Origin of the sequence: Mycobacterium sp. IS-1496, assembly GCF_001499995.1 — a bacterium.
Classification (GTDB): Bacteria; Actinomycetota; Actinomycetes; order Mycobacteriales; family Mycobacteriaceae; genus Mycobacterium.
In genome coordinates this window covers 64,309-74,701 of record NZ_LQIU01000020.1, presented here as the reverse complement: position 1 = coordinate 74,701, position 10,393 = coordinate 64,309, and the positions used below count along the sequence as shown (strand labels likewise).

10 protein-coding genes are annotated in these 10,393 nt (G+C 69.2%); 6 read left to right on the top strand and 4 right to left on the bottom strand.

Annotated elements, in window-relative coordinates; genetic code table 11:
• On the bottom strand, positions 1–523 hold a 523-nt coding region (locus AU195_RS12485), incomplete at its 3' end, for a hypothetical protein (protein ID WP_059159385.1).
• Between the two features lie 196 nt (positions 524–719).
• Between AU195_RS12485 and AU195_RS12480 the strand changes: the two genes are divergently transcribed.
• Genes AU195_RS12480 through AU195_RS12465 form a run of 4 tightly spaced genes read left to right on the top strand, consistent with a single transcriptional unit; the run spans position 720 to position 4,520 of the window.
• Positions 720–1,850, top strand: coding sequence for an ABC transporter substrate-binding protein (locus AU195_RS12480; RefSeq protein ID WP_059159384.1), 1,131 nt, complete (start codon positions 720–722; stop codon positions 1,848–1,850).
• A gap of 8 nt (positions 1,851–1,858) precedes the next feature.
• On the top strand, positions 1,859–2,713 hold the full coding sequence (locus tag AU195_RS12475; RefSeq protein WP_059159383.1) for an ABC transporter permease: 855 nt from the start codon (positions 1,859–1,861) through the stop codon (positions 2,711–2,713).
• Positions 2,710–3,486: an ABC transporter permease gene (locus AU195_RS12470; RefSeq protein ID WP_059159382.1), complete on the top strand. Its 777-nt coding sequence runs from the start codon at positions 2,710–2,712 to the stop codon at positions 3,484–3,486. The genes AU195_RS12475 and AU195_RS12470 overlap by 4 nt, the downstream gene beginning before the upstream one ends.
• Positions 3,483–4,520 (top strand): ABC transporter ATP-binding protein, encoded by a 1,038-nt coding sequence (locus tag AU195_RS12465; protein WP_059159381.1) that lies wholly within the window; start codon positions 3,483–3,485, stop codon positions 4,518–4,520. Before AU195_RS12470 ends, AU195_RS12465 begins: the two co-directional genes overlap by 4 nt.
• Before the next feature lies 1 nt (position 4,521).
• Here the strand turns inward: AU195_RS12465 and AU195_RS12460 are convergent, their stop codons facing one another.
• Positions 4,522–5,100: an orotate phosphoribosyltransferase gene (locus tag AU195_RS12460; protein WP_059159380.1), complete on the bottom strand. Its 579-nt coding sequence runs from the start codon at positions 5,098–5,100 to the stop codon at positions 4,522–4,524.
• Between the two features lie 24 nt (positions 5,101–5,124).
• Positions 5,125–5,925 carry a HugZ family pyridoxamine 5'-phosphate oxidase gene (locus AU195_RS12455; RefSeq protein ID WP_059159379.1) on the bottom strand — a complete coding sequence of 267 codons (801 nt, stop codon included), beginning with the start codon at positions 5,923–5,925 and terminating at the stop codon, positions 5,125–5,127.
• 90 nt (positions 5,926–6,015) lie between these two features.
• Here AU195_RS12455 and treS point away from each other — a divergent pair, with 90 nt between their 5' ends.
• Both treS and AU195_RS12445 read left to right on the top strand, forming a co-directional pair.
• Positions 6,016–7,827, top strand: coding sequence for a maltose alpha-D-glucosyltransferase (treS, locus tag AU195_RS12450; RefSeq protein ID WP_059159378.1), 1,812 nt, complete (start codon positions 6,016–6,018; stop codon positions 7,825–7,827).
• Positions 7,824–9,158, top strand: coding sequence for a maltokinase N-terminal cap-like domain-containing protein (locus tag AU195_RS12445; protein WP_059159377.1), 1,335 nt, complete (start codon positions 7,824–7,826; stop codon positions 9,156–9,158). Before treS ends, AU195_RS12445 begins: the two co-directional genes overlap by 4 nt.
• A 127-nt stretch (positions 9,159–9,285) precedes the next feature.
• On the opposite strand, the gene AU195_RS12440 is transcribed toward AU195_RS12445, so the two are convergent.
• Positions 9,286–10,392 carry an acyl-CoA dehydrogenase family protein gene (locus tag AU195_RS12440; protein ID WP_059159376.1) on the bottom strand — a complete coding sequence of 369 codons (1,107 nt, stop codon included), beginning with the start codon at positions 10,390–10,392 and terminating at the stop codon, positions 9,286–9,288.
• Position 10,393 lies beyond the last annotated feature (1 nt).

Sequence of the window (10,393 nt, the reverse complement as noted above, 5' to 3'; positions counted from 1 at the left end):
CGACTGGGGGCGGAGGCTGGCTCGTCCGCGACGGTGACGGCGGCGGCGCCACCGTCGACGACGGGGTCGGTGCGACCGTGGATTCCTCGTCGCCGCTGCCGTTCCCGGGGCCGCCCAGCAGTAGCAGCACCGCCGACACCACCAGGGCGATCGCGGCCAGCGCGACGATCGTCAGCGCCGCGACCGCCTGCCGGGTCCGGTACCAGGGTGGCGGCGGTGGGCGGAACGTCCACGTGTTGGCGTTGAACGCGTCGAAGCGGTCGTCAGGCGCCGGGACGTACTCCGGCTCGGCGAAGTGCGGTTCGGCGTACTGCGGTTCGGCGTACTGCGGTTCGGCGTACTGCGGTTCGACGTAGTCCGGCTCGGCGTACTCGGGTTCGTCCCCGTACTCCGCGACGGTCGGCTGGTGGACCTCGTCGTATCCCGGCTCGACCGCGGCACCCTGTTCGGCGCGCGCACCGCCGACATGGGGCGGTTCATCCCAGCGGTAGTCGAAGTCCCCCGGGGCTTCGCGTTCAGCCACCTCCCGATGCTATCCCCGCGACCAGCACAAATGCGCGGTCATGGGCGGCGTCGCCCTGGTCTTGATCAACGTCCGCGCCTGATCCGCCTGGTCACGGTAGGGTTCTCACGCCCCGTTCGGATTCGTTCACCGCGGCGACCGGGGGCGGTCACCACCGTGTCACCGCGGCGCTTCCTCACCATCGGAAGGTTCGGCAATGACCACTTCACGGCTGCTGGCAGCCTGCACATCCGCGCTCCTGCTCTCCGGTCTGGTGGCCTGCGCCCCGCCGGAGAAGGAATCCGGCGGCGGCGGTGAGACCGACGCGGGTGTCCAGATCAGCGAGGCCACCTCGGCGGCCGACTTCGGCGGCATGGACAAGCTCGTCGAGGCGGCCAAGGCCGAAGGCGAACTCAACGTCATCGCGCTGCCGCCGGACTGGGCCAACTACGGCGCGATCATCGACGCGTTCTCGAAGAAGTACGGCATCAAGGTGAACTCCGCCCAGCCGGACGCCGCCAGCCAGGACGAGATCAACGCCGCCAACCAGCAGCGCGGCAAGTCCACCGCCCCCGACGTCTTCGACCTCGGCCAGTCCGTGGCCCTGGCCAACACCGGCATGTTCGCGCCCTACAAGGTCGAGATGTTCGACGACATCCCGGCCGAGTTCAAGGATCCCGACGGCACCTGGGTCAACGACTACGGCGGCTACATGTCCATCGGTTACGACTCGGCCAAGGTGCCGCCGATCGCCGGCGTCGAGGATCTGCTCAAGCCCGAGTACCGGGGCAAGGTCGCGCTCAACGGCGACCCCACGCAGGCCGGTGCCGCCTTCTCCGGCGTGATGATGGTCGCGCTCAGCCAGGGCGGCTCCGCCGACGACATCGCCCCCGGTGTCGAGTTCTTCCGCAAGCTCAAGGCCGCAGGCAACTTCCTGCCCGTCGACCCGACCCCGGCCACCATCGAATCCGGCCAGACCCCGGTCGTCATCGACTGGGACTACCTCAACGCAGCGGAGAGCGAGAAGCTGCCGAGCTGGAAGGTCGTGGTACCGCCCGGACAGGCCGTCGCGGGCTACTACTACCAGGCCATCAACGCCGACGCGCCGCACCCGGCCGCCGCGCGCCTGTGGCAGGAGTTCCTCTACAGCGACGAGGGCCAGAACCTCTACCTCGGTGGCGGTGCCCGTCCGGTTCGCGCCGAACCCATGCAGCAGGCGGGGACCCTCGACAAGGCGGCCTGGGATGCGCTCCCGCCCGTGGAAGGTGAGCCCGTCATCGTCTCGGTGGAGCAGAACAAGAAGGCCACCGAGTACCTGGCCGGCAACTGGGCCGGCGCGATCGGCTGACGGGCACCGTGAGCGCCCTGGCCCGGCGGTTGCGCGACGGGGTGCCGCTGCTGCCGTTCTTCGCCGTCCTGACGATCTTCCTGCTCATCCCGACGGTGACGGTGGTGGTGAGCGCCTTCGTCGACGACGGCGCCTTCTCGCTGGACCGCATCGAGGCGTTGTTCACCGCGACCGCACTGTCGGCGCTGTGGAAGAGCGTGCTGCTCTCCGGCAGCACCGCGCTCATCGGTGCGGTCCTCGGGGCGCTGCTGTCATGGCTGATCGTGAGCAGCCCGCCGGAGTCGATGGTGCGCCGCGGTGTGCTGGCGCTGTGCAGCGTGCTCGCCCAATTCGGCGGCGTCGCACTGGCATTCGCATTCCTGGCCACCGTGGGGCTCAACGGGGTGCTGACGCTGTGGATCCAGCAGGCGCTGGGCTGGAACCTCGCCGGATCGGGCTGGCTCTACAGCCTGTCGGGGCTGATCCTGGTCTACACCTACTTCCAGATCCCGCTCATGGTCATCGTGTTCCTGCCCGCGCTGGAAGGGCTGCGCGAACAGTGGCGGGAGGCGGCGGTCAACCTGGGCGCCTCGACGTGGCAGTACTGGCGCGAAGTCGGTTTCCCGCTTCTGACGCCGGCGTTCCTCGGATCGCTTCTGCTGTTGTTCGCCAACGCCTTTGCCGCGTACGCGACGGCGGCCGCGCTGGTCAGCCAGGGCAGCCCGATCGTGCCGCTGCTGATCCGCTCCGCGCTGACCAGTGAGGTGGTGCTCGGGCAGTCCGGTTTCGCCTACGCGCTCGCGTTGGAGATGATCGTCGTCGTGGCGGTGGTGATGTTCGCCTACCACGCCCTGGTCCGCCGCACCGCGAGGTGGCTTCAGTGAAAGGTGTTGTGCGAACGGTTCTCTGGGTGCTGTTCGGCCTGTTCTTCCTGTTCCCGCTCTACGCGATGGCCGACTTCTCGACCCGCGACCTCATCGGCGGCGGCCGCACCGTGGCGGCGTGGCAGAACCTCGTCGCGGATCAGGCGCTCTACCAGGCGATCATCGTGTCGCTGCTGCTGTCGGTGCTGACCGTCGTCGCGATGCTCGTCGTGCTCGTGCCGACGATGATCTGGGTGCGGTTGCGCGCGCCGTGGGCGCGGCGGCTGGTCGAATTCCTGTGCCTGCTGCCACTGACGATCCCCGCACTGGTCATCGTCGTCGGGTTGAAGAACGTCTACCTGTGGGTGACGTACTTCCTCGGGGAATCCGCGCTGACGCTGACATTCGTGTACGTCGTTCTGGTCTTGCCGTTCGCCTACCGCTCGATCGACGCGGCGCTGTCGGCCATCGACCTGCAGACGCTCTCGGAGGCCGCCAGGTCGCTCGGCGCCGGCTGGACCGCGACGATCCTGCGGGTCGTGGTGCCCAACATCTGGTCCGGCATCCTGTCGGCGGCGTTCATCTCGATCGCCGTCGTCCTCGGCGAGTACACGATTGCCTCGCTGAGTGGTTTTAAGACGCTGCAGGTGCAGATCGTCGCGCTCGGCAAGACCGATGGGCCGACGTCGGTCGCGGCGTCGCTGGCCGTGCTGCTGTTCGGATTCGCGCTACTGCTCGCGCTCTCACTCGTCACACGCGGCCGCCGTCGCACCGCCCCGTCAGGAGCCCCATGACCGCCGGAGTCGCCGTCGAACTCAACGACCTGACCCGGGTCTACGGGACCGTGCACGCGCTCGACGGGCTGACCCTGCACATGCGGCCAGGTGAACTGGTCGCCCTGCTCGGCCCCTCGGGCTGTGGGAAGACCACGGCGCTGAGGATCCTCGCCGGCCTCGACGAGGCGACGTCGGGTTCCGTATCGGTCGACGGCCGCGACATCAGCCGGGTGCCCGCGAACAAACGCGATATGGGCATGGTGTTCCAGGCCTACAGCCTGTTCCCGCACCTGACCGTGCTCGACAACGTCGCGTTCGGGCTGAAGATGCGCGGAAAAGCCAAGGCGGAGCGCACATCCCGCGCCGCCGACATGCTCGACCTGGTGGGTTTGTCGGCGCACACCCACAAATACGCCAACGAGCTGTCCGGCGGTCAACAGCAGCGGGTGGCGCTGGCGCGTGCCCTGGCCGTGCAGCCGCGAGTGCTGCTGCTCGACGAACCGCTGTCCGCGCTGGACGCGAAAGTCCGTGCGCAGCTGCGCGACGAGATCCGCCGGGTGCAGCTGGAGGTGGGGACGACGACGCTGTTCGTCACCCACGACCAGGAGGAGGCGCTGGCGGTCGCCGACCGGGTCGGCGTGATGAACCAGGGCCGCCTCGAGCAGCTCGCGGCCCCCGCCGAGCTGTACGCGCACCCCGCCACGCCGTTCGTCGCGCAGTTCGTCGGGCTGAACAACGAGGTGCCGGCGACGGTGACGTCGGGGCGCGCGCGGGTACTCGGCGCCGACGTGCCCGCGCTCGAGGGATCGATCACCGGCGACGGGGTCGCGCTGGTGCGCCCCGAATCGGTCACCGTCACCGCCGGCGACACCCCGAATGCGACGGTCAGCTCGGTGGCGTTCCTCGGCTCGATCTCGCGGGTCTACTGCGCGCTGGGCGACGGCTCGGTGCTCTCGGCCCAGCTGCCCAGCTCGCAGGCGACGAGGTTCTCCGCAGGCGACGCCGTCACCGTCGGGGTGGACCCCACTCCCGTGCTCGTCGTTCCCCGCTGAACTAGACCGCTTTGATCGGTTCGATCCCGAGGTCGCGGTAGGTCACCAGCGCGGCGAACGGCACACCCCGCTCGGCGAACAGCGTCGCGGCGACGTCACCGCGGTCGACCATCGGGATCACCCCGGTCACCACCGCGCCGGCCGCGACCACCCGGTCGAACGCCAGCGCCGTCGACCCACCGGTGCTGATCACGTCGTCGACCAGCAGCACCCGCATCCCGGGTTCGATGCGCGTGCCCTCGATCCACTGTTCGCGGCCGCGCTGCTTCTGTTCCTTGCGGACCGAGAACCAGGCCGCACCGGTGACCATCGCGACGCCGTGGGCGAGCGGATCGGCCCCCATGGTCAACCCGCCGACGGCGTCGAAGTCGATACCGCTGCGCTTGGCCAGATCCGCGACGGCGCGGCTCACGATCGTCAGCCGCTCCCCGTTGTCGACGGCATACTTACCGTCGATGTAGTCGTGGCTGAGCTGACCGCTGGCGAGGCGGAACGGCTCCTCCCGGTGTTCGTAGCCGCGCGTGCGGATCAACTCGAACGCCGCGTGCCAACTCTCCGGACGGTCGCTCTGCGCAGACATACCGCGATCGTATTCGACCCCGTGTCAGCGTGCGCGGGCCCGCCGCGTCAACTCCACGGCGGCAGAGCGCAGTTCGGCGGGTGATCCCAGCGGCGCGGCGTAGCCCACCCGGGTGTAGGCGATCCCGCGTTCGGTCTCGAGCCGCAGATCCAGGCCGTAGCGGTCCGCGCCGGTGCACACCGCGACGGTGGCGTCCGGGTAGCCGCCGAGCACCCGCGCCATCGCCAGCAGCGAATCGGCGTGGTCGGCGTTGAGGTGGGCGACGGCGCCCGCGGCGTGCGGCGCCACCGGATCCGGTTCGGCGGCCGCGTAGTCCGCGCCACTGCACGAGTCCATCCGGCCGTAGCCGCCCACCCACCGGACCCGGTGCACACGCAGCACCCACACGGTGAAGTCGCTGTAGTCGATGTAGTACTTGGCCGCCGAGACCGCGGCCAGGTGCGCCTCGCGCGCGGCCCCGGCCTCGTCACCGGTGGGCCGCTCGACCACGCCGGCCAGCGTCACCCGGCCGGTCGCGAGCGGATCGGATTCCGACGACGGTGCGACGATCGCGAGGCTCGCCCGCGGGTCACCGGCGAGGTTGCGGCCGTGCTCGGCCAGATTCGACACGCACAGCACCGGGGCGCCGCCCAGCAGACCGTAGGTGACGAACGACGCCCACGGGTCCCCGTCGGCGGTCAGCGTGGCCAGCGTGGCGGTGTTCGTCGAGGCCGCGATGGTCCTGGACTCCTCGGCGGCCGACGGTCGCACGGCGTCGGCGGCGGGGCGCAGCGGCGGAGGCACCGACGGCGCGTCGCCGGGGTCGCCGTGATCACGGTTGGCCACTTCGGCACCATACCGCTGCGCTGCGGTCGCGCGGCGGGCCGCACTGGGCCACGATTCAGGTACCCCGACGATGGGTAGGACTGAAGATCGATGGACCACAGCAGCGGCTCACCCACCCACCCCGATCATGATCCGGCGGAGGGCAGCCACGTCGAGCACGGGGTGGTCGAGCATCCGAGCGCCGATGACTTCGGCCACGCGCGGATGGTGCCTGAGGACCGGACGTGGTTCAAGCGCGCGGTGTTCTACGAGGTGCTCGTGCGGGCGTTCCACGATTCGGACGCCGACGGCTCCGGTGACCTGCGCGGGCTGACCGAGCGACTGGACTATCTGCAGTGGCTCGGCGTCGACTGTCTGTGGCTGCCGCCGTTCTACGATTCGCCGCTGCGCGACGGTGGCTACGACATCCGCGACTTCTACAAGGTGCTGCCCGAATTCGGCACCGTCGAGAACTTCGTCACGCTGCTCGACGCCGCGCATCGCCGCGGCATCCGGGTGATCACCGATCTGGTGATGAACCACACCTCGGATTCGCATCCGTGGTTCCAGGAGTCCCGCCGCGACCCCGACGGCCCCTACGGCGACTTCTACGTGTGGAGCGACACCAGCGATCGCTACGCCGACGCAAGGATCATCTTCGTCGACACCGAGGAGTCGAACTGGACGTTCGACCCGGTGCGGCGGCAGTTCTACTGGCACCGGTTCTTCTCCCACCAGCCGGATCTGAACTACGACAACCCGGCCGTGCAGGAAGCGATGATCGACGTGCTGCGCTTCTGGCTGGACCTGGGCATCGACGGGTTCCGGCTCGACGCCGTGCCGTATCTGTTCGAACGCGAGGGCACCAACTGCGAGAACCTGCCCGAGACCCATGCGTTTCTGCGGCACTGCCGCAAGGTGATCGACGACGAGTACCCGGGCCGGGTGCTGCTCGCCGAGGCCAACCAGTGGCCCGCCGACGTGGTCGCCTACTTCGGCGACCCGGACACCGGCGGCGACGAATGTCATATGGCGTTCCACTTCCCGCTGATGCCAAGGATTTTCATGGCCGTCCGCCGCGAGTCGCGGTTCCCGATCTCCGAGATCCTCGCGCAGACACCGGAGATCCCGGACATGGCGCAGTGGGGCATCTTCCTGCGCAACCACGACGAGTTGACGCTCGAGATGGTCACCGACGAAGAGCGTGACTACATGTACGCCGAATACGCCAAAGACCCACGCATGAAGGCGAATGTCGGCATCCGGCGGCGCCTGGCCCCGCTGCTGGAGAACGACCGCAATCAGATCGAGTTGTTCACCGCGCTGCTGCTGTCGCTGCCCGGGTCGCCGGTGCTCTACTACGGCGACGAGATCGGGATGGGCGACATCATCTGGCTCGGCGACCGCGACGGCGTCCGCACCCCGATGCAGTGGACCCCGGACCGCAACGCCGGCTTCTCGAAGGCCACGCCCGGCCGTCTGTACCTGCCGCCCAACCAGGACGCCATCTACGGCTATCAGGCGGTGAATGTCGAAGCGCAGCGGGACAGTTCGAATTCGCTGCTCAACTGGACGAAGACCATGCTCACCGTCCGCAGGCGGCACGACGCGTTCGCCACCGGCACGTTCCGCGAACTCGGCGGCTCCAACCCGTCGGTGCTGGCGTTCGTGCGTGAGATCGACGGTGACGGCCGCCACCCCGACCACAAGGACACCGTGCTCTGCGTGAACAACCTGTCCCGGTTCCCGCAGCCCATCGAGCTGAACCTGCAGCAGTGGAACGGCTTCACCCCGGTGGAGATGACCGGATACGTCGACTTCCCGAGCATCGGGGCGTTGCCGTACCTGCTGACCCTGCCCGGTCACGGGTTCTACTGGTTCCAGCTCCGCGCCCCCGACGAACCCGAAGGAATGCAGCCATGAACCTCCCCTTCGACGACTGGCTACCGCAGCAGCGGTGGTACGGCGGTCGCAGCCGTGAATTCGCCTCGGCCACACCGGATGTGGTGGTGGCGCTGCGTGACGACCTCGACCTGGCGCTGCTCACGGTCGACTACGCCGAAGGTAAACCGGAGCGCTACCAGGTCCTCGTGCGCTGGGATGCGGCCCCGATCGACGAGTACAGCGCGGTCGCCCGGATCGGCAGCGACACCGAACACGGCGAACGCACCGGCTACGACGCGCTCTACGATCCCGCCGCAGCGCACTTCCTGCTGACGCTGATCGACGCGTCGGCGCAGATCGGCGACATCCGCTTCGTCATGGAACCGGATGTGACGCTGCCGCTGCAGGCCGCGCCGCGGGTGTCGAGCGCCGAGCAGAGCAACACCAGCGTCATCTTCGACCAGGACGCGATCCTGAAGGTGTTCCGGCGCATCACCCCCGGCGTCAACCCCGACATCGAGTTGAACCGCGCGCTCGCCCGCGCGGGCAACCCGCACGTCGCGCGGCTGCTCGGCTCGTTCGAGACCACCCTCGACGGGGAGCCCTACGCCCTGGGCATGGTCACCGAGTTCGCCGCGAACTCCGCGGAGGGCTGGGACATGGCGCTCACCAGCACCCGTGACCTGTTCGCCGAGGGCGACCTCTACGCCGACGAGGTGGGCGGGGATTTCGCGGGGGAGTCGCACCGGCTCGGCGAGGCCGTCGCATCGGTGCACGCGACGCTGGCCGCCGAATTGGGCACGTCCTCGGTGCCGTTCCCGCTCGACACTGTGCTGGAGCGGCTGCGGTCGGTGGCCGATGCGGTGCCCGACCTGAAACCGCACGCGCCGTTGATCGAGGAGCGCTACCGCAAGCTCGCCGACCAGGAGATCACCGTCCACCGGGTGCACGGCGACCTGCACCTCGGACAGGTGCTGCGCACCACCGAAGGCTGGCTGCTGATCGACTTCGAGGGCGAACCGGGTCAACCGCTCGACGAGCGGCGCCGGCCGGACTCCCCGATGCGCGACGTCGCGGGCATGCTGCGGTCCTACGAGTACGCCGCCTACCAGCGGCTGATCGAGCGCGGCGGCGACGCTGCACACGACAAGCAGCTCGCCGCCCGGGCCCGGGAGTGGGTGGACCGCAACGTCAGTTCGTTCTGCGACGGGTACGCCGCCGCCTCGGGCACCGATCCGCGTGACCACGCCGAATTGCTGGCCGCCTATGAACTCGACAAGGCGGTGTACGAGGTCGGCTACGAGGCGCGGTACCGGCCGGGTTGGCTGCCGATCCCGATGAAGTCGATCCTGCGCATCGTCGGCGCCTGAGTGGTCTGAGCGGTCTGAGCGGCCTGAGCGCTGCCTGATCCCCGCCGAGATCGACGAAATGGCGTCGCCGTCTCGCACTTTCTCGCCCGTTTGTTCGTTTGGGCGACAAGGCGCGACGAGGCGGGGGTCAGAGGGTGACGACCTCGTAGTCGCCCAGCCCGCCCATGAGCACGTGCAGCTGATCCTGCGCCGAACCCAGCGTGTTCTCGATCGCGGTCAACCGCGCGGCGTAGTGGCCGACCGGGTACTCCGCGGTGACACCGATGCCGCCGTGCAGCTGGATCGCCTCCTGCGCGATGTGCCTGCCGGAGCGGCCGATCTGCAGCTTCGCGCGGGCGGCGATCGCCGGGTCGAAGTCGCCGTCGGCGATCGACATCGCCGCGTAGTACGTCATGCTGCGGGCCAACTCCAGCGAGACGTACATGTCGGCGGCGCGCTGCGTCAGCGTCTGGAACTTGCTCAGCGTGACGCCGAACTGCTTGCGGCTCTTGAGGTAATCGGTGGTCAACCGCAGCGCTTCCTCCATCGCGCCGAGCGCTTCGGCGCACAGCGCCGACTGCAGGCGCACCAGGGCCCGCGAGATCGCGTCGGTGGCGTCCCCGCCTGCGCCCAGCGGCGTGGCGGTCACCCCGTCGAGGTCGATCTCGGCTCCGCGCAGACCGTCGAAGGTGCGGAACGGTTTACGCGACACCGCGGCCGCATCCACCACGAACAGACCCGTGCCGCCGTCGGGCAGGGCCGCGCTGACGATCAGTGTGTCGGCGCTGTCACCGGCGATCACGGGGTTCTTGCGCCCGGTGAGCGTCCACGAATCGCCTTGCTGCGCAGCGGTCGTCGAGAGCATCGCGCCGACGCCGCGCATACCGGGTTCGGTGTGGGCGAAGGCGAGCAGATGCTGACCGGCGGCCACCTCGTCGAGCACCTGCTTCTGCTCGTCGCTGCCGACCTCGGCGATCAGGGCGCCGGGGCCGAGCGCGGCGGAGAGCACCGGTTCGGGCGCCAGCCGCCGACCGATCTCGGTGGCGACCACCATGATCTCGAGCTGACCGCCGGCGTCCTCCTCGAAACCGAGTCCGAGGATGCCGATCTCGGCGAGCTGGTTCCACACGTCGCGGCTCCAGCCGAGCTCGGAGTCGACGACCTTGAGCCGGGTCTCGATGTCGTAGGTGCGCGCCAGCACCTCACGGCTGGTGTCGCGGAGCAGTTCCTGCTCGTCGGTGAAGTCGAAATCCATG

Bases quoted from the DNA above. Each gene is read 5' to 3' on its own strand.
- AU195_RS12480 (WP_059159384.1), top strand. From the start codon at position 720: ATGACCACTTCACGGCTGCTGGCAGCCTGCACATCCGCGCTCCTGCTC.
- AU195_RS12465 (WP_059159381.1), top strand. From the start codon at position 3,483: ATGACCGCCGGAGTCGCCGTCGAACTCAACGACCTGACCCGGGTCTAC.
- AU195_RS12460 (WP_059159380.1), bottom strand. From the start codon at position 5,100: ATGTCTGCGCAGAGCGACCGTCCGGAGAGTTGGCACGCGGCGTTCGAG.
- treS (WP_059159378.1), top strand. From the start codon at position 6,016: ATGGACCACAGCAGCGGCTCACCCACCCACCCCGATCATGATCCGGCG.
- AU195_RS12445 (WP_059159377.1), top strand. From the start codon at position 7,824: ATGAACCTCCCCTTCGACGACTGGCTACCGCAGCAGCGGTGGTACGGC.
- AU195_RS12440 (WP_059159376.1), bottom strand. From the start codon at position 10,392: ATGGATTTCGACTTCACCGACGAGCAGGAACTGCTCCGCGACACCAGC.